The organism is Brevibacillus sp. HB1.2 (assembly GCF_013332495.1).
Lineage (GTDB): Bacteria > Bacillota > Bacilli > Brevibacillales > Brevibacillaceae > Brevibacillus > Brevibacillus porteri.
Genome location: NZ_JABMIU010000004.1, coordinates 290,871 through 314,871 on the forward strand (window position 1 = coordinate 290,871; position 24,001 = coordinate 314,871).

Here is a 24,001-nt window from a genome sequence, read left to right on the forward strand (position 1 = left end):
TTAATACAACTTCGATAAAAAGTCTGTAAACGATGAGGCGACTAGGGTGATGGCTTCTCTTTGCCATTCTTCTAGAGATTTTTCTTCTAGTTCATCTTCAGTAAGGTCTTCCTTTGTAACAATAAACTCGTGGTTTACAAATACAACAATTGGTTTTTCATTCTTTCCGTTAGTATAGTCGAAGCAAATTTGACCACCGCTAGCATCGTATCCAATAGGGAATACTCCGTCAGGTAGACATTCCTTAACATCCTCATATGCTGTTAGAATATAGTATCTCCCAACCTTACTACTAAGGCTATAGAATGTATTAAATACTTTCCCTTCTACTTCCCCGTAATCAAAGCCGCAGGGATTAGGAGCTCCCTCATTATTCTCAAGCATACACTCTACAAAATCTTTGGGAAATCGTATGCCCAGCGCAGCTTCTACTTCTTCGATATCTTGGATGTCTATTTTCTCTGTGCAGCATTCAAATGTTACATGATCTGGAATTCCCATGTCATTGCTCCCTGTAAAGAATTTCGCAATCATTGCACCACTTTACTAATATCGGTAATTCTTACATTTCGTTGAAACCAAAAAAAACAAAAAGAAGGGGCGTGATCCCCTTCCTTTGCCACTCATTCCATATCTACTGTTCTTTCTATAACGAGGCCCATGTGGTTTCTAGCCACTGATCAAAATCAGCACCTTTTTCACCCTCGTACGTATCATAGATATCGCTTCTCATTTTTTGCAGTTTCTCCTTGAACTCCTCAAACGTATGGCCTTTTGGCAAGCTTTTCTTAATTCTTACCAAGGCTTTCGTTGCTCCTTTGATCAAGTCGCCTTTTTTCTGAGCAGGTAATCGAACACCTTCCCCAAAGGCTTTCAGTTTATGAAAAGCAGTCTCTTGCACTTTGTACACCGAATCATTTTCCACGATACGCTTCAGTAATTGAATCGTTTGCTCATGCTTCCACTGCCCTAATTCTTCAACAGCCTCTAAGCGCTCTCTCCAATTTGATGTTCGATTAGCAGCTTTCTTTAATTCCTCAAAGTTTAGGGGAAACTCATTTTTGATTTCAGTATTATTCAATCGAATCTATCTCCTTCTGACTATCATCCTTCTATTATGACACTACGTCACACGAATAACACCACCTGATCGCATATAAATTCCTCGAATCTAGGTCTGTTCCCGTCATCCCATGAATAAAATGAACGGAATTTCGCCAGTTCACCTGTCTTCTATCCATCGAGAAGAAAATGGAGGGTTGCCTATTGTTAGCGGTCAGGAAGAAAAAAATATCCCTTTGGGTGATCAGCGTAATGATGCTCTCTGCCATACTGTTGCTCTTTGTGCCATCTGTAGAAGGGGCACAGGGCAAGGGATCTGAAGCATCCACAAACATAAATGTTGTAGCCGCAGCCAAAATCGCACCAAAAGGCTTTTATGCAAAATGGGAAATGGATGTGGGCGGAGCAAGAGGATGCTCCTCGTTGTGTTGGGAGTATTTTTACTTCATCAACGATAAGCAGGTGGCAACAACATTTCCAGATGGCGGAATAGATGCACTCAATTGCAGTAAAAATACATGTTTGACCTATCAAATCAAAGGGAACAAACTCACGCTCAGTAACGGAAAATCGTATACGTTCAAGGTCAAATCAGCAAACGAACTGGAGATCAACGGTGGAAAATTCATCAAATATGCCCCCTCCTCTGGGCTGAAGCTTCAGGGCAAGTACGAGTCTTTCAGCTATTCCTCCAACGTTCTTGGCACCGGATACGCAAGCTCGATCACCTATGTATTCAATAAAGACGGTACCTTTGTAGACAGCAGCTTCGTGGGCGTCACCACAGATGGTTCCAGTACAGGAGATAATTCGGGCACTTCTACTAGCGTCGGATCAGAGTCCAAAGCATCCGGAACCTATCAGATCGTAAATTATACTCTCTCTCTAACCTATAAGGATGGCAAAACGAAAAAGCTCCTATTTTTCCTGCCTGAACAGCCAAGTCCCAAAATGCTGCGCATCGGAGGTCGAGACTTTTTGCTCGCGGATGGTAACACCGCGAAATCTCAGCCTCCTGAACCGCCTTATACTGATTTTCTCACCACCAAAAAAATAGCCAAAAAGCAAGTGCTCTTTACCTTCAAGCCAAACAAGAGCGACCAGTATGACAACATCAAAATTACACTGCAAGGCTATCAATGGGCAAAGCTGACGATTGAGCCTGCTTACGTTAAGTCTTTTCAAGGGTTCAGCGATAAAGGGATTGTCGCCCTGACAGCCAAATACCGAATCGATAATACCTCGGCGCAAACGGTTAAAGTCAGCAGCTTGCAGGCGACGCTTGATTTGCCCGATTCCAAAGCCACTGTAAAAGCCGCGAACGGATTGACCCCCACAGTCAAGGACGAGTTAAAAGCAGGTGAAAGTGTGGAGAGCATGCTGGTCATTTTGGTTCCAGCGGAGCATTTTGACAAGAACAAGGATTTCAAGCTGTGGTTCGGCCCATTGCTTAACCTCAATGGCCAAGACGTGCTTCAAGAGGAATGGCTCCATTTCAATATATGGAAAAAGTTATAGAAAAAAAGCTTCTCGCCTCTCATGATTAAGGAGGCAAGAAGCTTTTCATTTTTAATCAGGCACGAACATCTCCATGATACGTCTTGCAGCTTCTTTGTATCCGCCAGCGTTACGCAAGGAATCCCCAACCTGCATCGCACGCTCTTTATAGGTCGATTCATTCAACACTTGCAGCAAAGCATCCTTCAAAGCTGTCGGTGTAAGCTGCCCTCTATCTAACATAATTCCCGCTCCCAGCTCCTCCACCCGCTTCGCCACAATCGGTTGATCAGAGCTTAATGGAATCATGACGAGCGGCACATGAAAATAGAGAGCCTCACTCGTACTGTTCATGCCAGCATGGGTAATAAAAGCATCGGCTTGCTGAAGCACTTCCAGTTGAGGAACGTAAGGCTCAACGATGAAGTTCGGTGGAATATACTCTCTGAGCGATTCCAGCTCTGTATCTTTTCCGCAAGACAGTACGACTTGAGCTGGGATATCTTGAAAGGCTGCAAAGCACAGTTTGTACAATTCCACATCTTTGGTCAAAATACTGCCCATAGAAATGTATACGACCTTATCGTATGGTGAGCGAAGCTTTTCAAACGGAAAAGAAGGAGCATCAGGGCGCGAAGTAATCGAAGGTCCTGTGAAAATGTAACTATCGTCCAGCTTGTCAGCATCTGGTTGGAATTCACGGCTGGTAAAGACAATCTTCATGTCCCCAAACTGGCGGGTAATATCTTCAATGGCAGGTACGGGTACGTTGCATATACGAGCAATGCTTTGTGCAGTCTGCGTCACTCGTTCATAAAGTGCATTCACATCTACATCACTTGCATCAAATACTTCTACAATCTGGCTGAGCGGTTCAGCAAAAGCCAGATTGGTTACGGAGCAGATCGTCGGGATTCCTAACTTCTCCCCTAAAATCGCCCCTCCCCACCCAAACAAGGAGTCAAAAATCAGGTAATCAAATGATTCATTTTCTATCTGCCGGAGAATCTCGGGAATGTGGGGTTCAATAATACCTCGCAGCATAAAATCGGTGAAATGAAGAGGGTGATTAAATTCTGTTGGGTTAAAGCCTAAATCACGAAATACTTGTTCATCCAATTGATAAGCCCGGAATTGCGCCCCAGTCTGGGCAAGCCTATCCCGATATTCTTCTGAACACATATAGACGACTTCTTCTCCGTTGTCGACTAACTGCTTCACTAATCCCAATGTAGGATTCACGTGACCATCTGCTGGAATCGTAACATACAATACGCGTGCCACTCACTCCACCTCCAAAAGAATACCTAATTAGAAATTGTTTCCATTTCATTATAAGTCAGGTGGTTGGTGAAAATGGTTACATTCCAAATATTTCATAATTTGTTCAATATTTTATATGAAGATGTTTAGTCTCGCAGGTAAACCCTTATATTCCAAGGATTTCAGAAACACAAAAATCCCTCCAGCCATCATTTCTCCATGTGAAGGGATTTCCATCCGTTTTATTTAATTTGTAAGGCCCGATGCCTACAAGGAGTTTAACTTCTGTACTTTTTTGAGATAGTGAAAATATTCCTCTCGAAGCGGGTGCTTTTTACTCAACCACGGTTTGCTATCTTCCCCTGTGTAGTGAATAATGGCCGGGTCTATTCGCAGGTTGCTTTTATAAAGATGCTTGGACTGATAATTCCACTTTGTATCGAGTTGGAGCCAATTATCATGAAGAATCGCATTCATCGGATCTTGACTGGGATAACGAATAAGACTTTGGTTCTTTTTCATGTAATCATAAATCTTGCTCGTGATGTTATGCTCTCTCCATTTATTCAAATTCATGACTAATACTCCCGCATTAAAGTAATCACAGTCATCCGGAATAGACAGATCGACATGTCTTAATTTGTTTACCCCTTGCCAAGAATCCTTCACGGCTGCAAGTAAGTAATCATCAATATTGGTGTTCCATAATGGAGTGATGTCTTCTTTAATAACCATATCACTGTCCAAATAAATCACTTTTTCAATCTCTTTGTCCAAGAGGTCTGGAATCGAAATTCGATGATAGGTTTCCTGCGTAAGATGATCACGGACGAGGAATCCATCATATAGGGTCGGATCAATCGTTACATATTTGATTTGAGCATGGAATCGTTTCACAGTTTTCGTTAAGATGGATTTGTTTTTCCCTGAGACTTGACTGTCAATAATGTGAACGATGACTGGGTTTTTAGAAACCTTATTTTCAAAAAGGGAATATAACATGACTGCGAGATGGATAGCAAAACCATCATTAACGGCTGTTACAATATGAATCGTGCCCACTATTCTCCCACCCCATATCCTTATTGAGCTATATATACACACTATTCATGGACAGCGTTGGTTTGTGTAATGAAAATACCTAATTATTTCTAGATGGGAGCACAATTCACAGCTGCAAGCCTCCGCTAATGCGGCTTTTTTCTGTGATCGATCAGAAAACCGTTATACGACTAGAGCATGTTCTATCCATCCCCATAAAATATATAAGCTGTGAGGAACGACTCGAATTCGGCAATGACCTTATCCCATAAGAGCGTTATTGGGGTAATTTGTCCAAGCTCCAGACAGACAGGGAACAAGAAAGTACCTATTTAAAAGGGTGATGAAATATGATCTCCTTTGTGGTTGGCAGAGGTATGGGCCATCTCGGTAGATGCATTAGCATAACGGAAAAATTGCAGCAACACCATCTTCCTATTCACGTGTTTGCCTTTCGGGAAACACATGGCTATTTAGCGAAAAACCTGCACAATGACGTCCAATTGAAGGCCTTTAAATCCAAAAAATTCGAGGATGGTAAACAAACCACACTATTAATAAATGATTGGCGCGCCGATGTGCCTCGATTTCGCAGTGAGGGGAAAGTCGATGGAAACACAAAGGTAGTGACCCTCTATCACAGTGACTTTATCATCGATAAAAGTGATTCAGCTCCCATGCAGGAATATAAAAATCGCATTGTAGAAATCGCCAATCACTCCGATATCTTTCTACACATGAATCTGATTCCGCCTAAGCAGACCCATCCGCAAATGAACTGCATCTACATCCCGATTCCTTTAATCACCAGGGAAATCAGCCAGTCACCGGAAGAAGTGCGACGCATGTTAGGTCTTCAGCAGAACGAGTCGTTTATTTTGGTTCACATGGGGGGCGGACTCGCTAACCGTTATGAACAGATCGTGAAGTGGTATGATCAAATAAACTCACTTGCCAGCCGCTATCGATTTGTTATAGCTGGGCAATTGGCAGATGAAGATTACCCATTCGATGAAAGAATCATCAAAGCCCCTCTCATCCCGAATGGCAAAAACCTTGTACAGGCGGCCAGTCTGGTCATTAGCAAACCGGGCATGGGCATTTTAGGAGATTGCATCTCTACAGGAACTCCATTGCTTTTCCTTCCGCCGGATGATGCGGAACGCGAGCAAAAAATAGATATGCTGCGAGAAATAGCCAATAGTGATCAGGTATCGATCCAGGAACCGGCAGAGATTGTACCAAAGATCGAGTATGCTTTAGGAAATAAAGAGGTCATTCAAAAAAGATTTCGTCTTATCCCTACCAACGGCGCTGAGGTCGCAAGCAAAATTATCGAAATGGCATACCAGATCCCGCTATCGAAATTGCCACAAAGCCAGGAAGATCTCTTGCGCTTGACGCCATATCGCTCATTTGGAAATAAGGACTGATGACTTTGAAGCAAACAAGGAGGACTGTCTTAGGTAGAAGATCAATTTCTACTTAAGACAGTCCTCTTACTTTCGCTCATATCCCCGCAAAATCTCCATCTATGCGACGAGTATATTTTCGATTAGAATATATCAGTGCTACTCTGCTATCGGCAGAAGGTCCAAATCTTTCACAGGTTTACCCTGATAATATTGGAGGCTTTTACTGCTATCATGAACAGTCAACAACATACCAACGTCAAAATCGTCACAGCCGATCCTAGCGCGATCGGTTTGTTCGGACTGGCTATCGTTACGTTCGTAGCTTCTTCGCAAAAGCTTGGGCTGACAGAAGGGCTTGGACTCGTGATCCCTTGGGCCATCTTCCTCGGTGCTTTTGCCCAACTCTACGCCTCTATCCTCGATGCGAAGCACAACAACACATTCGGGACGACCGCTTTTGGGGCGTATGCATTCTTCTGGTTCGCGACGGCAAGCAGTTGGCTTGTGAAGCTCGGTGTATTCGGTGAGACACTCGCTGCGAATGCTGACGGTGCACAGCTCGGCTTTGCCTTCGCTGGATATCTCATCTTTTCCATTCTGATGACGATTGGATCGATGGAGACTCACAAAGTATTGTTCTTAATCTTCGTCCTGATCGACGTTTTGTTCGTGGGTCTGACTTTTGATGCTTTTGGTGTTGCTTCTGGCGTATTCAAACCAATGGCTGCTTATGCTGAAATGGGAATCGCTCTTCTCTCCTTCTACGGTGCAGGGGCAGCGGTGTTGAATAATCACTTTGGTAGAGTATTCCTTCCTGTTGGTCGTCCGTTTGGGATTTTTAAAGATCGTTCTTAGTTTGGTAGCCGCTCTTCGCGTTGTTCTGCGAGGGGGCGGCTTTTTCTATTCGTTGAAAAGCCAGCGTAACATATCCGTTTCATCTACAATATAATGTGCCTAGAACAATCTAAAGAGGTGAGCCGATGGCAGTCGTAAAAGCCAGGAGCAGTGATATTGACATGTTGGCAAGGTTGCTTCGAGCCGAAGCTGTGGGTGAAGGCGAAATGGGTATGCTCCTTGTTGGAAATGTTGGCGTTAACCGAGTAAGAGCGAATTGCTCCGATTTTAAAGGAATCCGAACCATTCCCCAAATGATCAATCAGCCGCATGCGTTTGAAGCTCTGCAACATGGTATGTACTACCAAAGGTCTAGAGAGAAAGAACGCCGTCTGGCACGACGGGCTGTGAATGGGGAGCGGCATTGGCCGGGCAAATTCTCCCTCTGGTATTTTCGTCCGGGCACGGCGCAAAATCCCCTGCCTTGTCCGCCAACCTGGTATAATCAGCCGCACGTAGGACGATACAAGCTTCATTGTTTTTATGAGCCGACCGCGAAAGAATGTGAAAATGTATATAATACTTTTTAATTTTATGGGCGAAAACAGCCCAGACATTACACTGCCCCAAGAGAAAAAGGGGCAGTTTTTTTATAAGCTCGCGCGGGAATGCGATCATGTATGATTCGCTACGTATCATACGCTAGTCACATCCATAGGTGTGGCCTGCCCAATCATTGTTTTTGGATTGAACATACACTGTTGAGAATTCATTGTAAAAGGAGAGATTTTTAATGGCATTTAGACCACCTCTAGGGCCACCTCCGGGTCAGCCGCCAGGAGCACAGCAAGTACCAGAGCCGTTAACTCCTCCCCCATCGTTCATCCCCCCACAACCCGCTCCCTTTCGAATTGATCCAAGGGCTATTGAAGGTTGTTTGTTTCGTTTTACGTATCTTTGGCTTGTAAATGGAGAGCAATTCTGGTTTTTCCCCGTTTTTGTAGGTTCTAGGTCGGTTGCAGGGTTTAGATGGACGGGGAGGTCTTGGAGACAAACTGGATTTGATTTACGGTTAATTATTGCATTTACATGCTTGTAAGCCACGGCTCCCTTCCCTTTTACACCGATTCGATCAACAGGATACACATACTTTGAATTCGGCAACACAAACCCCGGATGTATTCAACCTGTCGCGCGAATTCATGGGCTGCACGATCTTTGTCGTTAACGTGCAGCCTATTTAAGCTGCCTACTCCTCAACCATAACTACTCACCCAAAGTGTCGTTCTAATCGAACGGCTATTTTTTTTGTACACCATTTGTTAAATGGCTTCCATAGCTGTAAGATATGCCTCACCATATACTTTTTCTGGTTAAATCTAAAGATTATTTCCGAAACGACCGATATAGTTAGTATTCCGGAAAATATTTACTGTGAGCATATTTATTTGACGTCATGCTCACATCTCAAAGGAGGATATCTTATGAAGAAACGAAATCATACTAGAATTTTCAAATTAATCGCGAGTTTATCTGTTATTTTCGCTACTGTAAATTATCCAGTTATCTCTTTTGCCGAAACAAGTGATTCTAGTTCAGTCAGTGAATCAAGCAACGCCGATGACATTAATACCGGTATAGCAGACTTAGACTATGATAATGACGAAATTTTAGCAGTAAGTGGTGATGAGATAGATAGCTTTGTTCCAAAAGAAGGAATCAATCCAAAAGGTAAGTTTATTGTCATCGAACGTAAAAAGAAGTCACTTGCAACTTCTCCAGTCGATATTTCCATTATTGATTCTATGACTAATCGCACTTACCCAGGAGCATTACAACTTGCCAATCAAGCTTTTACAGAAAATAAACCTAGTCTATTACTCGTACCAAGAAAACCTTTGACTATTAGTATTGATTTACCAGGTTTGAAAAAGGAAAATTCAATTACTGTGGATAATCCAACATACGGTAATGTGTCTGGAGCAGTAGATGAGCTTGTTTCTAAATGGAGCGATGAGTATTCAGAAACACATACTTTACCTGCGCGATTGCAGTATGCAGAATCAATGGTTTATAGCAAATCTCAAATCGGAAGTGCTCTAAATGTTAACGCTAAATATCTTGATTCTACATTGGGAATTGACTTTAATGCGATTTCTAGTGGAGAGAAAAAAGTGATGGTGGCGGCATATAAACAAATATTTTATACGGTAAGTGCGGAACTGCCTAACGATCCATCCGATCTTTTTGATGATAGTGTTACTTTTAAAGATTTAAAACGTAAAGGGGTAAGTGATCAATCCCCGCCTGTAATGGTATCAAATGTAGCTTATGGTAGAACCATTTATGTGAAATTAGAAACAACCTCTAAGAGCAAAGACGTAAAAGCAGCATTTAAAGCCTTGCTTCAGAATAAAGGCAGTGTAGAAACGAATGCCGAGTACAAGGATATTTATGAAGACAGTTCCTTTACAGCTGTCGTATTAGGCGGAGATTCACAAGAGCATAATAAAGTCGTTACAAAAGACTTTAGTGAAATTCGGAATATCATTAAAGATAATGCAGAATTTAGCCTAAAGAACCCAGCATACCCAATCTCATATACAAGTGTTTTCTTAAAAGATAATGCAATTGCTGCCGTTCATAACAATACAGATTATATTGAGACTACAGCTACAGAATATTCGAAAGGAAAAATATCCCTGGGTCACTATGGCTGGTATGTCGCTCAATTTGATGTATCCTGGGATGAAGTTTCCTATGATGAAAATGGTGAAGAAGTACTAACACATAAGACGTGGGAAGGAAGCAACCAAGACAGAACAGCTCCTTTCAATACAGTCATTCCTCTGCCTCCTAATGCAAAAAATATAAGGATTTTTGCGAAAGAATGTACCGGCCTTGCTTGGGAGTGGTGGAGAACCGTTATTGATGAACACAATGTTCCATTAACTAGTGAAATTAAAGTTGAAATTGGTGGAACGACATTAAATCCAACAGGTGGTATTACATTTAATTAGTTGAGAAAAGAAACGGCTGAAATCCTTTTTATCAAGGACTTCAGCCGTTTTTCTTTTTCTTATTCCTCATTCAAATGAATAGCCGTTACTGGATGCTCCTCACATTGCTTGCCCTATACCACGTGGCCTTTGATGGGGAAAGTCCTCCCTTGTCCACAAAATATTTCATTATTTCGAAACGAACAGGGAGGGTAACAGTTGCATCATTTCATTCACATGCGGTGATTCTCCAAACATGAGATGCTTGTTCCAATCTTCCGTGCCAAGTTCCCTATCACCCATTTTGATAAAACACAAACCTCTCCGATAGTAAATATCTTGTTCGTCTGCATCAGAAAACGCTAAGGCCTCTGTATAATCGGAAATGGATAATTGCCACTCCTCCTGTGCTTCATAGACCCATGCACGGTTGTAAAGGACGGTTGCATTTTTCTCTAGTGCAATAGCTTCAGTTAGATCAGCTATGGCCCTGTCATACTCCCCCATCTCATAGTACAGGACAGCCCTATTTGTCCAGGCTGCCATCATTTCCTTATCCTTGTTTAGGGCAGCGGTAAACGTTTTTAGTGCTTGATCATTATTGCCATCCGACATTTCAATTAAACCTAGTGTACACAGGAGCCGTGCATGATCAGGCTCTATTTCTAAACCGAATTCAGCATCTTTTCGGGCCATTTCGAATTTCTCCACTTGATACAATAATGTAGCTCTGTTAAGTAATCCATCAAGATTTTCGGGGTCTATATCAAGCAAGTAGTCATAGTCCGCCATTGCTTTCTCCACATCTCCAAGACGATTGAAGGCAGTAGCTCGATTGAAATAAACCTCTGGAAACGGAGGACTAAGTTTTATCGCTTGGTTATAATCTTCAATGGCTTCATCCAGTCGCCCCATTCGGCTATAAAGGTTTCCACGATCAAAGTAATATTCTGGATAATTGGAATCAATCTGTATCACTTGGCTAAATGTTTCAGCTGCTTCTTCAAACCTTTTTAAAGCTACGTAAATCAGCCCTTTATTATGTAGCAACACCGAGCGATGCAACATATGTTCATCAGGAGCAAGAGTCTGATTTAACCTTTGCCATCCTTCCGTAACCAATCGAAGCGCTTCTTCAGGATTATCCATATGTAACTCTACTAAAGCCAATCCATTTTGGTTAAATACTTGTTGAAATGCACGTTCTTTTTCATCTTCAATCAATTCTGCCAAATCAATGGCTTTTTGTATCCATTCTTTCGCCTTCTCGTGTTCTCGTTCTCGGTGATGCCTCGTATAGTACATCGAAAATCCATATGAAATTTGCATATGAACTCTAAAATCATCAGTGTTTGCGTACACTTCACCTAAAAGCGTCGGTATATCATCAGTTTCACCCAATGCAGCCAGAGACGTAGCCATTTTCATTGTAAAATACCGGCTATTATCAAATTCGCTGCTCCAATTCGTCAGTTTCCGGCCACGTAGGCTCATATCGATAGTCGCATCGTAAAAACCCATGTTAATGCTATAACTAACTGCTTTAAACAACGCTTCGCTTGCTGATTTCTCAGAAGTACCGCGCTCCAGATGAAACGGAATGGCGCCTAAGTGCAGTGACCACTGCTCTTCTTTTATAAGAGATTCTGCCCGCTCTTCGTGAAGGCTCTGACGAATTTCAATAGGAGTTGCTTCATAGGCGAGCAATTCCTGCTCACAATCTGATGTGCAGTCAGAAAATATGTATCGTTTCGTTAGCTCAAGTCGCTGTTCGTCAGATAGATTTACTATCCCCATATCTTGTTCGATGTCAGAAAAAATAGTAGTAGGCTCCGTATACGTTTGTAACGCCTTTTTCAGGTCTTCCTTTTCCGCTATTTCACTTGAACTTACGATCACCTGAATCAGGTCAGACTTCGCACGACGCAGAAGTGTACTTATCAATTCTGCATCAAGTTGATCACAGGCCTGCACATTTTCAAAAACCAGGGTCAATTTTCCCATTCGTTCCCGATTCGCTAATGCCAATAAAAGATCGATCAAACCATTCGACATGCGAAGTGTACGCAATTTCGAATAATAACGTGTTCTTTCTTTCGGAATAGCAAGAGAGGTAAGTGTTTCTACACTAACAGGAATGACTGCTTTCAGTTCTGGTGCTATGGATAAGATCTCGATGCAGTGTGATAAAATCAGGTCTGGCCATTTCGAATAAACATCTGGAATAATCTGGCGCAGAAGGTCACCAGTACCTGTATAGGGTCCTCTAAGATTGCAATGACAATTGCTGACATAACATGTGGAGTATTGCTCTTCGAAGTACTTCTTTTCTCGGTCGCTGCGTCGAGATCCAATCAGCCATTGGTGTGTAATCGATTGTTTCATTTCGACTCATCCCCTCTGTTCCATTGATAAATTCCGAATTTCCCTTTTGTTTCTACGCTCTTTTAGGTATAGATAAAATACAATTCCATACTGGACTCCCGTTATAGACAAGAAAACAACGGAATCCCAGAATTTCATATCTTCTCCTGTAAATATGGAGAGAAAAATATTCGTTAAAAGTTGAATAGCGACCGGAACCATATAGAGCATCATTCCTGTCATCATCATCCAGCCAGTTGCGTAAAAAAAGCTGTACCATCTCGCTACCTGATGATCCCGTTCCGTATACTTGGACATATCGACCATCTTGTTCTTTTTTCCAATTAGTCCATACCATATATTTTTCAAATAGGAACGTGTAGCCTCCTGAAGATTTACACACCCCAACATCGTAATCATTAAATAATAGATATCTGTTTGAAGATGAAAATAAAATTGCCAGAAGAAACGCAACAGCGTTGTAAATGCTAGTCCCATACAATATGCAGCTATGATTGTCTTCTCACCTGTATTTATCCAAATTGCACCAGCAACGATCACCAATAAGGAATACCACAAAATATCACCGAACATTCCAACTAAAAATGGAAGAACACGCTTTCGTTTTGGGAATCCCCAAATACCTGGCATGGAAGAAGTAAAGACCAAAAAGTACATTCTTCTGCCTATACTTAGTTCTGACGGGATACCCAGTCTTCGTCCGGCAAGCATGTGCATCCATTCATGAAACAAGATCCCTGGAATCTGACCGATCGTCATGCCAAGAAAAACCACCATGGCGTATTCGGAAAATAAGATGCTTAATCGACCCGGACGAATCTGTGGATATTGGTATAACAACCACAAGGCACAGGTTATGATGGCAACATAAATCAGCCAACCAAGTGGAGAAAAAGCTAGCTTACCCAACCATTGCCCCGATACTTTCTGCGGTTTCGTTTCCTTTTCCTCAACATCACAAATGAATGTCAGGTCACGTAATGTCTGCAAAAAATCATCCATGTCCACTTCATCGTGATAGGTATCTTGATACCAGGAATGCGCTTCGGCAACCCCCATGCCCTCTTGCAGTTTTCGTACAAGTGCTGCTCCATCCTCAGGAAAAACAGCAAACGTATCCGTCCCAAACCGCCCAATCAGGACTCCTTGCTTATCCTCCAGAAATGTTAACGGGTGTAATTGGATCACGCGATTTTCGTTCATGACTTTCCTCCCGGATGTTGTCATGCTATCTTCATAATTGAAAAAGAGGGGCAAATGCCCCACTTTTCCATGTTACTGACAAATCTTTATGCCTGCTCACATGTGCAGTCGTACATTGTGTTAGCTACTGAAGTCAATTTTACAGGCTCGGTTTTTTGCACAGTAATTTTTTTCATAATAATGCCTCCGATAAATTGTTATTTATACCATATTCGCGAATGTATGGTATATACTGGTAATGATAGCTTGTAATTTTCTGACTGTCAATAATCTTTTGATTTTTTTGAAAATAAAATATATTTGGAAAAATAGAAGAAAACGAAGGCAGGTAAATTAGGATTAAAAATTATGGTAACTGGGGATGTTTAACCTTTGTTACGAGGCGAGCGTAGGGGAATTAGAGAAGTATTCTATTTTGTTTTCATCAATAATTTGATCTCTTTTTTTGGTATCAATATTACTTAAACATTGAAAGATCCTTTTTTCAAATTCTTAACTGTGGGCATACTTATCTCAGAAAACTGCTTGTGTGTTAATTACTGCCCACCTTCAGTGTTACGATGGTAGCTTTCATCTGCAACCAATTTTTCTATTTTTGCGATTCCATTTATTTTAATGCTTTTCCAATCTCCCACATTACTCCACCCTTTATATCTTAAGAGTCTTATCGCTTCCATTATGAATCAAATTTATTACGAAATAACCCTTCCACATTTAGGAAGGGTCTAGACACCAATGCATCTTGCTTTAATTTTTCTGTACTAACAGTGTCAGCACTCCACATGTGACGAGTAGGCAGTAGGGGTGGTAGCCCCGCAGCGTGAATACAGTGTTATGCGCCGTTACTGTCTTGGAAGCATCACCTAAAAACCTTAGATCAAGATTCCAACTCTATTTTTTACTTTGGTATAAAAACTCAACTTCACCATCTAGCAAATATCGATATTCAAATAATTGCATTGTTCTTTCCCTAATTCTCTCCCGTATAACCGTGCCTAGGCTTACCGATCCTTGTGATCCAAGGTAACCATTATTAATAAATGTCTTCTCTACAAATTTTGTTTCCCTTAAGTGATACTGTAACCATACTTTCTGCGATTCAATTAGTGCTTCTCTTGGTTCTCTATCCAACTTAGAAAGAAGCTTTTTATATATTTGATTCAACTCTTTATCCCAAATCTCTGTATATTTGCTTTCCAAAGCCCCCCATCCCAATGTTGTAATAATCTCTTTGGAATTTTGAAATTCATTAAATTCCACTTCATAATCATGATCTATAGGATTTCGAAGCATTTCATCATAAAATTCTCCAGTCAAATCATAGTTCCCAATGTTCATGGATAACACTTCATTGTTAGAAGGATCTGATCGACCTTCAGTTATTTCTTTCGATTCTGTTCCATTACCTGTACTCCCTACATCAGGAGGCCGTTCAGAATTCATTATTGATTTAGTTTCGCTGTTCAAAGTAGTCGATTGACTAATATTTTGACAAGATGAAAACATTATCGTAATAAAAAATAATAAGAGTATCTTACCTCTCATAAAATATCTCCTTAAATATTATCTTTACTATTTACCGGTAATGGTGCATAACGTCTTATTCACGAACTTCCTAAATAATCCCATTCAGAACAACCTTGATAAATACTCGGTATCAGCAATGTGCGACGTCCTGCAAATCGCAAGAAGTACGTTTTACTATGAAACGAAAGAACAACCGAACGAAGACGCTCTAACCGAAGCGATTGTGGAGATTTTCCACAAAAATCGAAAAGCTTACGGTACACGAAAGATCAAAGTCAAGCTCCATGAACGCGGATTCGTCGTCTCCAGACGTAGAATTGGTCGGATCATGAAAGAGCAAGGGCTCGTTTCCACCTACACCGTGGCTCAATATAAGCCCCATAAAACCGCTTGTAATGAAGCAACGACGGGGAATGTTCTGAACCAAGAGTTCCAGCAGGAGGAAGCCAAACGCTTCGTTGTCAGCGATCTGACGTATGTGAAGGTTCAGAACCGATGGCATTACATTTGTGTGCTTGTCGATTTGTTCAATCGAGAGCAGGTCCAAATAAGGATGCTGCTCTGATTTCCCGTGCTTTTGCGAGCGTCCAGGGCGATTTACGTCAGATTCAGTGGTTTCATACTGACCGTGGCAGCGAGTTTAAAAATCAAAAGATAGACGAACTTCTGGAGACGTTTGAAATCGGCCGATTCCTAAGTACGAAAGGCTGTCCATACGACAACGCTGTGGCTGAAGCCACCTACAAAATCATAAAAACAGAGTTCGTGAACCAGATGAACTTCCAGAGTCTTCGTCATCTGGAACTGGAATTGTACGATTACGTGAATTGGTTCAACAAGCATCGCATTCATGGGACATTAGACTATATGACGCCTGTTCAGTATCGCCAAGAAGCCCTTAAAATAGTTGTCTGATTTACTGTTGACAATCCAATTCAACCTTATGGGATATAAGGTGGCAAGCCCATTACCTTAAAAGAGTCATCTATTTTTTTCACGGTGTATTCAATTTGTTTTCCGTTCTCAAATGATGTGTCATCCAAATATTTAAAAGAAAGAACATAGACATATTCTTCATCACTAATCTTAGTTTTTTCAATTATTGTATCAATTTTTACTATGTTCCCCCCATTGATTGTACAGTAATTTTCCAGCAGCTTTTTATAATCATCTTTGGTTACTGATGGATTGTTTCCAATCAGGGACTCATAATCACCACCGTACAATTTTACCATTGTGTCATAGTCCTGTTTACTCAAAGCATCAAAATATTGATTCAAAACTATATCTGGATCTTGTTGGTTCTCTTTCACCTTTTCACCCGTTTGTAGACATCCAGCTAATAGAGTGGTCAGAATACAACAAAGCAAAATCCACATACCTTTAGTCAGATTCTTATACAAAATATGCAGCCCCTTTCGTTAGAATAAAAAGCTAAGATACCCAATAATATGAATATCTTAGCATAAATGTATATTTCCCCTTACTCTTTTATAGTGTGAGGTGTATAACTTTGAGCATCATCCCAACTTCTGTAGTACGACTTTGCTTTGTCTCCGGTTCCATCAGTTGTTGCTTCATAGGTATAAAATCCTTTAGGATTGTCTGTTCCCTTTTTTACTGATTCCAACATCCAAACGTGTCCTTTTCTAAGTCCGATGTCACCAGCTTGGAAGTCATACCAACTAGTCTTTTTGAATTTCTTTGTCAAATTAGAGGTTCCATATTTGTCACCTAATTCATATGCAGATGATATAAAACCACTACAATCAATTCCTGCTGTACCAGACGAACGGTAGTCTAAGTTTGTATTTACGTTTCCAGCCGTATCCCCATTGGATATGCTATCCTTGAAATTATCCCCTGAAGAGTTGGAAGTATCTACACCATCATATCCTCCCCAGTTATATGGAATACCCTGTTCTTCAACCGTCTTCGTAACTTTTGCTAGATGATCAGGTGGTGTAGTGTTTTTAGTTGATGAAGTTTTCATCTTCTTAGGATTGTAGTCCCATGATATATATGTCATTTCCTCTGCTCGTTGTAGCGCTGTATACCAATCATTTACTTGAGCTTTTGCTTTAGAACTTCTAATCTCAACCTTTTCTTCGTCAAAGAATGCTATATTATGCTTATCTTCAGGTTGGATTTTTTTAAGTAGTTGCTTGTCAATGTTAGTCTTTTTTTCTTCAGTAAAGGGGAGTTCATAAATCTCTACGGAATTTTTCTTTGTGATCATTTGATATGCTTTTCCCTCTTTTGTTACATATAAGAACTTAAACGGAATTGAAGTAAAGTAAGTATCTTTTGTGGGAATTGCAAGAGCAGTTCCAATTTGCTCACCATCTTGATAGCGTCCTACCCTTGTTTCAACATATAAGCCTTCACCAATTACCGCTTCCTTTTCAACAATTAGCTGCTCCCCTTCTTCTGTGCTTTTTAGAAGGGCTGTTTCAACAGGAACATGATCATACGAAACTTCAACTTTTTGGTCTGAGGTAACCAATTCAACAGTGTTATCATCAATACTTTTTACTTCAAAAGTAGGCTCTTCTTTTAGAGATCTTTTCCCCTTGTTAAGACTGAGTTCTGTATCATCGAGCAAGCGAACAACAATCTCGTTGTCCCTATTAAAAAACAGACCACTAATTTCAAATCTTTTTTGATTTACAGGTACTTGGAACTCATTCTCCAGCTTGCCATTTTCGAATTGAAGAACATGCCCCAAGTCACTCAGTACGTAGATATTATTGTCTTCATCGATTTCAACATCAAAAAACTCTTTATCTTCTGGTAAGTCAATGGTTCGCTCACTATTCCCATTTTGGTCGTAAACTTCAATCTGGTGCCCAATCGTATCCAAAATGAAAAATTCCCCACTGCCAGAAACCGCAAAACTTTTGGGACCTCTCAGTTCTATATCTTCCAATTCCTCATCAGAAGAATAAGCAATTTCTCCGCTGCCACTCCCCACATCAACTTTTAATACTTTATCTGCGCTGCTATTATCTTTGCTTCCTGCTAAAACAGAGCTACCACTGATTGCTAAGGATACTCCTAATACACTGGCTACAATGCCTTTGATATCTTTGCTGCTAAACATTTAATTCACTCCTAGTACTATATTGGTTTTTCTTATTCTCCCATTACGATTCGCGCACTTCTTTCCCCCTTTCCAGTATGGAACTGAAATGACTGAGTAAAAGATGCTCGACCTTGCTTATTAAATTACATTATTTGGAATTTCCTTTTTCTTACAATAACTTACCATATCTGATAAATCTCTTCAAATTATTTCTTAGCTTTATTCCTGCACTTATGATGTTTCCACATTTTAGACACAATTGATTTGGACTGTAGTTGAGCTTATCAATAATCTAGAGCGAAAATAAAACGAGACCCATTTGTATTGGGTCTTAAGTAAACTCCTATAGTGAGAGCTTGTTCATGTAGCACTTTTTATTTTTGTTTTACGCCCCCAAGTGCTCTCTGTCTGACTTTGCATTGCACTCCAGCTTTTGAGTAAATCTTAACTGCATTCTAAAAGGCGAAGCCCTCCTTCGGAATAACCCGAGGAGGGCTTTTTTACGTTATGCGTTCAATTTGAGAGTCGCCTTTTCCTTCACTTCATGCAGTACAACGTTCATACTGAATCAAATTCGAGATTATGTTTCCTGCTCGTAATCCCATTTTCCATTCTTTTCATTATATTTTAGTTTGAAGATCAGAGCCTCACCGTCTTCTCTGTTAAACGAAAAAGAACCTTCTTTTAACTCTTCATCCAGAAGAATAACCGGAATGGTATCCCCTACTTTTGCGTGCTTCTGCATGATCTCGTCCTGAACTTCAATAAAGGCATCCTTCACGTCTACAGAACGTTCATTTTCTATTTTATCCATTAGCGGCGCTCTTTTAGTGAATTCGTTATAAATCCACTCTTTTCCATTTTCGTCAGTCAAAGTTTTCATGGCTACCAAATCATCGGACTTTGCTTCGATCCCCAATGAATTAAGGGTTTTCATTTGATTTCCTTTTTCGTACTGCTCAACATCTTCACTTGCGTATAGACTGCTACCTGCGAAAATTGCACCAGCTAAAACAAGACCCGAAATTGCTATACTGCGTTTTTTCATAACCTCAAATACTTCCTATATGCTTTTATTTAAAATATTCCCTCTCAGACGTTTCGGTCACCTTATCACCTATCTTGTTGTAGGCATAATGGGACGATGTGATTTTGGCTTTCATTAATGCTGTAACATTAGTCGTGTAATCGACTGATGCATAATCTGTACCATTATCGTAGTCTGTTTTCTTGAGATTTCCATTCACGTAGAAATAAGAGTAGTTGGGCGACTTCGGAATTCCCAATAAATAACACCTTTAAACGATAATCAAAAAGTTGACCATTTTTGGGGCAAACGCTCATCTTCAAGTTGATGACTACTTTCTCTCATAACATGTAGTCTGATAGGAAAGCACTAATGATTTCAACAGGTTACGATACAATTAATATGTTAACTGGTACAATTATTTCGTACCAAATGAACTCAACAGGGAGATAGTAGTAATGACCAACTGGAAGAATATTAAGATTAATGGAGTAAGAGGTATTGACAAATGCGTGGCAGAATTCCGTATTAAGGAAACTGGATCCGGACGAACTCCATCTGGTAGGTTCAAAGTGAAAATATTTGAGGAACAAGATGGAGATTTCTATGGTATTACAAATATTGGAGTAAAGAGACTTGATGATGAACCGGCTGTACTTGGTTTGGGAACAGGTAAAAGTATCCAAGAAGCATTAAAAAATACTGTTGACGCTTTCGTGCAAGAAATGAATTTTAAAGGACAGCTAACAGATGATGATTTTGAATGGGCTGAACTTGACGATTTTTAATCTTATTTAATTTGTAAAACGCTAGTTCTAAGAACTTGGCGTTTTCAAGAGATACTCATCAGGCTGTTAACAAGACTCGAAGAACTCATCGATTTCTGCTTTTCTCTTAAAATAGACTTCTTTAGCATGTGCTTCACGTTAAATCTTCGTAGTGGTTTTCATCAAGAACCATCTCTTCAGTTTGCGATGTTACTTCATCATTAGTGACTTTGCTACTCTCTACAACCTCATTAGCTGACACATTTTGTGTTTCGACACTCAAATCAGGTCAAGTCTCACAACTGTCTCCACATGTGTGGTGTGAGCAAAATAGACAAGCTCCCGATGTGGCAGTATTCGCTAAGTAATATCCTAGATTAGCTCTCGACAGATGCATCCTTTTCGTCTCAGTAAGTATTGTGGATATTTGTGCAGAGAAGATGAATAAAAGCACCTTGGCAATAGTTGTCAAAGTGCTTTTGTTACACAAGAACAAAGAATCTGATTTTACCACCCTGGGTCAGTGCCATAGGAAATTACTTGAGAATGGTTTGGAATGTTTTGTACCTCATTTGCTTGAATAGTTAGAGGCACAGCAACTAAGAACACCGTCATTAATATATGCAAGAGAAGCCTGTTCATCACTTTCCCCTTTGGATTTCGTTTATTAATGTCCGGGATTATCCGAATATAACTTTATAGTTTTTATTGGAGAAACGTTAGTTCCATGTTCAATTTCATTCCTAACATTAGGAGTAGTTACTGTCAAGACAGAAAACGACATTATAACAGAACACGTTACAATATTCATTACTAACTTTTTCATCATTCATCCCTCGCTTCGCTTTCCTTATATACTTCATTATATACCTCTTTCAGATTTCCTATAAGTTCCAATTTCATCATTTTTTCATGTGTGTAATGATGAGAATGCATCTCATTGTAACATTGCAAAATACTTTTATAATCATTTATCTTAGCGTAATGTAATATACTATTTAGATAAGCTTCCATTCCTTCATCAAAACACCCCCTCTTAACCAAAAATCTGCCTTTGTATTTGTAGTACCTTCCTAGTTCGGCATATTGATATGGATCGGTGTACTGAAGTAGTATTTTACTCTCTTCTGACCCCAGAATACTGCTAATTGAATCAAGATCATTGACTTTAAATAAAGCTTCCAAAAGCATATTTACTCGATGTAAACGATTACTATCAGTTACTTCTTCTACACACTGATACAACATAGGAATAGCAACGCTATATTTCCCTGTCCGAGATAGAATAATGGCGCGGTAAAACTTCAACCGCTTAATAATCTGCGTGTAATTCAATTCTTCATAAATATTCAGGTGTTCTTCCAAGTTACTATATTTTCCTAAGAATAGGTATGAGTTGCATATAGCTAATGCAACCTGTTCTTTTAACGTATTACTTGTCTTATCTTCGAGATGACCTTTTTTCCCCAGTTCAATACATTTGTTATAGTCTTCAATGTTATGAGCATGAAGCGCCATTCTATAATAAAATGTAATCTTTTCATCATGGGATAGGAAGTCAACATAGTGTAAAATTTCCTCCCCATTGCAAAAGGTTTCCTTTAGTTTTTTGAGATCATTACGTTCAATTAGATATTTCTGAAATAAAGCTTTTGCAATGTATTTCGGCTCTCCGCACTGTCGTGCATAATTTGCGATGACCTTATAGAGAGCTAAGCGTATTTCGTTATTTATTACTATTACAGCAGTCGAATCAGAGAAGTTATACAGTCGCTCCAATGCCTTCTCAATCTTTTCATTAGGAGATTGAAGAAATTTCAAAGATACTCTTTCGACTAATGAAGAATATTCACATTGAATGATTTCTTGAAGAATTTCAAATAACGTCTCACTCCTATTCTCATCCTCAAGGTATCCTTCAATAATTTCTTCATACGGGTACGGAAATATAGCGGCTATCGACTTCACTGTTTTAAATTCAGGGCGTTTTGTCTCTCCACTCTCAATCTTTTGTAGTACGCCCCTACTTACACCAGTTCTATCTTCTAACTCAGCAAAAGACAAGCCGTTATTTCTTCGGCTCTCAGACAACATGTCCCCAATGGTTTTCTTTTGCACTATATTCCCCCCACAACAAAAACTTCCTTTTTTTTACAACGCAATCGAGTAGGATTATAGCAAGGTGAAGTTTGTGAATTCAACAAAAACAAACAGACATATTTCGACTGAAATTTGCGGAAATTATCGAATAATGTCAAATGTATCAAGGTAAATTTTTCCATGTTCTTTTTGATATACGTGCTATAGTGAAAAAAGAGGGGGTGAGACTATGGGGGACAGATAACGATGGTTGAATGGCAAGAAGTAAGCAATGAAGACCTTACACAAATCATCAAGAATCTACAATATCAGCTTAAAGAAGTCTTCAAACAACAGGGCAAACTGACAGACTCCGATGTGTTGAAGATAAGTCAAGAACTAGACGAGTACATCTTAGAGTGCCAACGAAGAAATCTTACTAATCAGAAAGGAGGTACATTGTAAAAGTGAATGGACTTGTTTTAAGAAGGCGAATCAACAAGAAAGGACGTTCCCCCTTTGCTTCCCGGCAACAGGAACGCCCTTAATAGGAGCCTCTTGAAACTCCTATATTTAACTCTATCACGAGATGTTCAGATTCGGAAGAAGGAGATTCTTACGAAATAGACCTAAAAAACATAGCGGAGCATTTGTTCGAAGAACTCGGATAATTAATTTTAGAGAATAATTTTTAAAGAGGAGTAGGGAAGCCTATGAAGAAATTCAAAAGAGTATTAGTGCCTTTTGTCGTGTTCTCATTGCTAGTTGCTCCTGTGTCAGTCTTGACGCCAGCATCTGCTGAAAGTATACAGGAAATTGCCGAGACAGAAGAAGTCGTTGATTTCGAAAACCTTCCCATACAACTGGCGGAGGGGGTAACACTTGAGGAATTGGCAGAGGCCATCAATGAACCACGTATTCTTGAAAGCAAAAACGTAACTATAATAGAGAACAGCTCAGCGGATGAAGTCATCGGAAAGCGTCAAATGGTGTATAGCCCTAATGCAGCACCAGTTGAAAAAGAAGATGACTCTATCTTTGACTTCGGTGCCTTCTCTTACAATAGTGCCGACAAAGTTGCCAAGGTTGCTGAATCTGACACTGACGAGGTTGAGCCAAGGAGTTGGCGTCCTAGCATTGATGGAGTGTTCTTTGATCACCAGATGACGTCCGACTGGGCTGGTGGTGACGTATACTCGACCGTTAAAGTAATCGCCGTGGTAGGCAGAGTAGCCTCTGTAGACGCTACTCACACTATCATCCGTTCAGCAAAAGAGGACGGGAAATATAACGTAGAAAAAAACGGAAGTTTGTATTTTAAACCCCCTTACGAGAACCTATCTACGCATAGGGTACGCGTTAATGCGGAGACTTACTGGTGGTCAGGAAAATTGGAAGGAGTTGTTAGATACCTGGGAGGGGGCTCCTCGCCTATCGCTCCTTTGAGGGAGGTAGAAAAGATCCTGACTAACAATAAAGGCGAAATTTACCATGATTACGTCGATCCGCAGTCAAACATCAAGTTAATTAAACCGGACGCTGACATGGTACCTCAGAAGAGGGAGCGAGATTCGGGGTATAGAAAGGACTTCGAGAGACGTTACGTTGGTTACTTCGGTCAACCTCAATATTTCGCTTGGGATGATGTTGAAATCCATCATATGATTCCGCTAGAATATTATGGAAGGAATCATTTCGACAACCTGATTCCTCTTCTCAAAAAGGATAGAAAAAACGATTACATTCTGCCACATAGGGAAGTAACTGAGTGGTGGGAGAGTTACCGGAAGAATTGAGAAAAATGGACTACCGTCTGT

20 protein-coding genes and 1 pseudogene are annotated in these 24,001 nt (G+C 40.3%); 10 read left to right on the top strand and 11 right to left on the bottom strand.

All coding sequences use genetic code 11. The annotated features are described in order from the left end of the window. Together HPY28_RS12905 and HPY28_RS12910 are read right to left on the bottom strand one after the other, a co-directional pair. The gene (locus tag HPY28_RS12905) at positions 1-501 is read right to left on the bottom strand and encodes an SMI1/KNR4 family protein (protein ID WP_026043188.1); all 501 of its coding nucleotides are present in this window, start codon (positions 499-501) and stop codon (positions 1-3) included. A gap of 145 nt (positions 502-646) precedes the next feature. Further along, positions 647-1,081, bottom strand: coding sequence for a HEAT repeat domain-containing protein (locus HPY28_RS12910; RefSeq protein ID WP_017249862.1), 435 nt, complete (start codon positions 1,079-1,081; stop codon positions 647-649). Positions 1,082-1,266: 185 nt separating this feature from the next. On the opposite strand from HPY28_RS12910, the gene HPY28_RS12915 reads away from it, so the two are divergent. Next, positions 1,267-2,580: a hypothetical protein gene (locus HPY28_RS12915; RefSeq protein WP_174230686.1), complete on the top strand. Its 1,314-nt coding sequence runs from the start codon at positions 1,267-1,269 to the stop codon at positions 2,578-2,580. A 51-nt stretch (positions 2,581-2,631) separates the two neighbouring features. Here HPY28_RS12915 and HPY28_RS12920 read toward each other — a convergent pair whose 3' ends face one another. Both HPY28_RS12920 and HPY28_RS12925 read right to left on the bottom strand, forming a co-directional pair. Further along, the gene (locus HPY28_RS12920; protein WP_174230687.1) at positions 2,632-3,843 is read right to left on the bottom strand and encodes a macrolide family glycosyltransferase; all 1,212 of its coding nucleotides are present in this window, start codon (positions 3,841-3,843) and stop codon (positions 2,632-2,634) included. A 246-nt stretch (positions 3,844-4,089) separates the two neighbouring features. Further along, positions 4,090-4,884: a glycosyltransferase family 8 protein gene (locus HPY28_RS12925; RefSeq protein ID WP_174230688.1), complete on the bottom strand. Its 795-nt coding sequence runs from the start codon at positions 4,882-4,884 to the stop codon at positions 4,090-4,092. Positions 4,885-5,213: 329 nt separating this feature from the next. Between HPY28_RS12925 and HPY28_RS12930 the strand changes: the two genes are divergently transcribed. The 5 genes from HPY28_RS12930 (at position 5,214) to HPY28_RS12945 (ending at position 10,132) form a co-directional block, all read left to right on the top strand. Beyond that, on the top strand, positions 5,214-6,296 hold the full coding sequence (locus tag HPY28_RS12930; protein WP_174230689.1) for a glycosyltransferase family 28 protein: 1,083 nt from the start codon (positions 5,214-5,216) through the stop codon (positions 6,294-6,296). Between the two features lie 213 nt (positions 6,297-6,509). Further along, the gene (locus tag HPY28_RS12935) at positions 6,510-7,133 is read left to right on the top strand and encodes an acetate uptake transporter (RefSeq protein ID WP_017249857.1); all 624 of its coding nucleotides are present in this window, start codon (positions 6,510-6,512) and stop codon (positions 7,131-7,133) included. 125 nt (positions 7,134-7,258) lie between these two features. Then, positions 7,259-7,702 carry a cell wall hydrolase gene (locus HPY28_RS12940; RefSeq protein WP_106834954.1) on the top strand — a complete coding sequence of 148 codons (444 nt, stop codon included), beginning with the start codon at positions 7,259-7,261 and terminating at the stop codon, positions 7,700-7,702. Between the two features lie 203 nt (positions 7,703-7,905). Further along, positions 7,906-8,211 carry a transporter gene (locus HPY28_RS30460; protein ID WP_254476049.1) on the top strand — a complete coding sequence of 102 codons (306 nt, stop codon included), beginning with the start codon at positions 7,906-7,908 and terminating at the stop codon, positions 8,209-8,211. Between the two features lie 385 nt (positions 8,212-8,596). Further along, positions 8,597-10,132 carry a thiol-activated cytolysin family protein gene (locus tag HPY28_RS12945; RefSeq protein ID WP_174230690.1) on the top strand — a complete coding sequence of 512 codons (1,536 nt, stop codon included), beginning with the start codon at positions 8,597-8,599 and terminating at the stop codon, positions 10,130-10,132. A gap of 168 nt (positions 10,133-10,300) precedes the next feature. Here HPY28_RS12945 and HPY28_RS12950 read toward each other — a convergent pair whose 3' ends face one another. The 3 genes from HPY28_RS12950 to HPY28_RS12960 all read right to left on the bottom strand — a co-directional run bounded on the left by HPY28_RS12950 (position 10,301) and on the right by HPY28_RS12960 (position 15,244). Then, positions 10,301-12,496 carry a tetratricopeptide repeat protein gene (locus HPY28_RS12950; protein WP_174230691.1) on the bottom strand — a complete coding sequence of 732 codons (2,196 nt, stop codon included), beginning with the start codon at positions 12,494-12,496 and terminating at the stop codon, positions 10,301-10,303. Positions 12,497-12,502: 6 nt separating this feature from the next. Continuing rightward, positions 12,503-13,699 (bottom strand): hypothetical protein, encoded by a 1,197-nt coding sequence (locus tag HPY28_RS12955; RefSeq protein ID WP_174230692.1) that lies wholly within the window; start codon positions 13,697-13,699, stop codon positions 12,503-12,505. Between the two features lie 891 nt (positions 13,700-14,590). Then, a complete protein-coding gene (locus HPY28_RS12960; RefSeq protein ID WP_174224988.1) occupies positions 14,591-15,244 on the bottom strand; it encodes a lysozyme inhibitor LprI family protein in 654 nt (217 codons plus the stop codon). A gap of 82 nt (positions 15,245-15,326) precedes the next feature. On the opposite strand from HPY28_RS12960, the pseudogene HPY28_RS30465 reads away from it, so the two are divergent. Beyond that, positions 15,327-16,141: pseudogene (locus HPY28_RS30465) on the top strand (IS3 family transposase); the annotation flags it as partial. 26 nt (positions 16,142-16,167) lie between these two features. Here HPY28_RS30465 and HPY28_RS12975 read toward each other — a convergent pair. The 3 genes from HPY28_RS12975 to HPY28_RS12985 form a co-directional block, all read right to left on the bottom strand. Then, positions 16,168-16,629 (bottom strand): hypothetical protein, encoded by a 462-nt coding sequence (locus HPY28_RS12975; protein WP_017249848.1) that lies wholly within the window; start codon positions 16,627-16,629, stop codon positions 16,168-16,170. Positions 16,630-16,709: 80 nt separating this feature from the next. Continuing rightward, entirely contained in the window at positions 16,710-18,329 is a 1,620-nt protein-coding gene (locus HPY28_RS12980) for an NHL repeat-containing protein (RefSeq protein ID WP_174230694.1), read from the bottom strand. 562 nt (positions 18,330-18,891) lie between these two features. Then, the gene (locus HPY28_RS12985; protein ID WP_174230695.1) at positions 18,892-19,359 is read right to left on the bottom strand and encodes a hypothetical protein; all 468 of its coding nucleotides are present in this window, start codon (positions 19,357-19,359) and stop codon (positions 18,892-18,894) included. A 437-nt stretch (positions 19,360-19,796) separates the two neighbouring features. On the opposite strand from HPY28_RS12985, the gene HPY28_RS12990 reads away from it, so the two are divergent. After that, on the top strand, positions 19,797-20,126 hold the full coding sequence (locus HPY28_RS12990; RefSeq protein ID WP_174230696.1) for a hypothetical protein: 330 nt from the start codon (positions 19,797-19,799) through the stop codon (positions 20,124-20,126). An 804-nt stretch (positions 20,127-20,930) separates the two neighbouring features. Here HPY28_RS12990 and HPY28_RS12995 read toward each other — a convergent pair. Then, positions 20,931-22,223, bottom strand: a complete 1,293-nt coding sequence (locus HPY28_RS12995) for a helix-turn-helix domain-containing protein (RefSeq protein WP_371813468.1) — start codon at positions 22,221-22,223, stop codon at positions 20,931-20,933. A 228-nt stretch (positions 22,224-22,451) separates the two neighbouring features. Between HPY28_RS12995 and HPY28_RS13000 the strand changes: the two genes are divergently transcribed. Together HPY28_RS13000 and HPY28_RS13005 are read left to right on the top strand one after the other, a co-directional pair. Further along, the gene (locus HPY28_RS13000) at positions 22,452-22,649 is read left to right on the top strand and encodes an aspartyl-phosphate phosphatase Spo0E family protein (protein ID WP_017249844.1); all 198 of its coding nucleotides are present in this window, start codon (positions 22,452-22,454) and stop codon (positions 22,647-22,649) included. 248 nt (positions 22,650-22,897) lie between these two features. Next, positions 22,898-23,980 carry an HNH endonuclease gene (locus tag HPY28_RS13005; RefSeq protein WP_174230697.1) on the top strand — a complete coding sequence of 361 codons (1,083 nt, stop codon included), beginning with the start codon at positions 22,898-22,900 and terminating at the stop codon, positions 23,978-23,980. The last annotated feature ends 21 nt before the right edge of the window (positions 23,981-24,001 follow it).

Bases quoted from the DNA above. Each gene is read 5' to 3' on its own strand.
- HPY28_RS13005 (WP_174230697.1), top strand. From the start codon at position 22,898: ATGAAGAAATTCAAAAGAGTATTAGTGCCTTTTGTCGTGTTCTCATTG.
- HPY28_RS12930 (WP_174230689.1), top strand. From the start codon at position 5,214: ATGATCTCCTTTGTGGTTGGCAGAGGTATGGGCCATCTCGGTAGATGC.
- HPY28_RS12945 (WP_174230690.1), top strand. From the start codon at position 8,597: ATGAAGAAACGAAATCATACTAGAATTTTCAAATTAATCGCGAGTTTA.
- HPY28_RS12980 (WP_174230694.1), bottom strand. From the start codon at position 18,329: ATGTTTAGCAGCAAAGATATCAAAGGCATTGTAGCCAGTGTATTAGGA.
- HPY28_RS30460 (WP_254476049.1), top strand. From the start codon at position 7,906: ATGGCATTTAGACCACCTCTAGGGCCACCTCCGGGTCAGCCGCCAGGA.
- HPY28_RS12950 (WP_174230691.1), bottom strand. From the start codon at position 12,496: ATGAAACAATCGATTACACACCAATGGCTGATTGGATCTCGACGCAGC.
- HPY28_RS12905 (WP_026043188.1), bottom strand. From the start codon at position 501: ATGGGAATTCCAGATCATGTAACATTTGAATGCTGCACAGAGAAAATA.
- HPY28_RS12955 (WP_174230692.1), bottom strand. From the start codon at position 13,699: ATGAACGAAAATCGCGTGATCCAATTACACCCGTTAACATTTCTGGAG.
- HPY28_RS12940 (WP_106834954.1), top strand. From the start codon at position 7,259: ATGGCAGTCGTAAAAGCCAGGAGCAGTGATATTGACATGTTGGCAAGG.
- HPY28_RS12935 (WP_017249857.1), top strand. From the start codon at position 6,510: ATGAACAGTCAACAACATACCAACGTCAAAATCGTCACAGCCGATCCT.
- HPY28_RS12985 (WP_174230695.1), bottom strand. From the start codon at position 19,359: ATGAAAAAACGCAGTATAGCAATTTCGGGTCTTGTTTTAGCTGGTGCA.
- HPY28_RS12990 (WP_174230696.1), top strand. From the start codon at position 19,797: ATGACCAACTGGAAGAATATTAAGATTAATGGAGTAAGAGGTATTGAC.
- HPY28_RS13000 (WP_017249844.1), top strand. From the start codon at position 22,452: ATGGTTGAATGGCAAGAAGTAAGCAATGAAGACCTTACACAAATCATC.
- HPY28_RS12960 (WP_174224988.1), bottom strand. From the start codon at position 15,244: ATGAGAGGTAAGATACTCTTATTATTTTTTATTACGATAATGTTTTCA.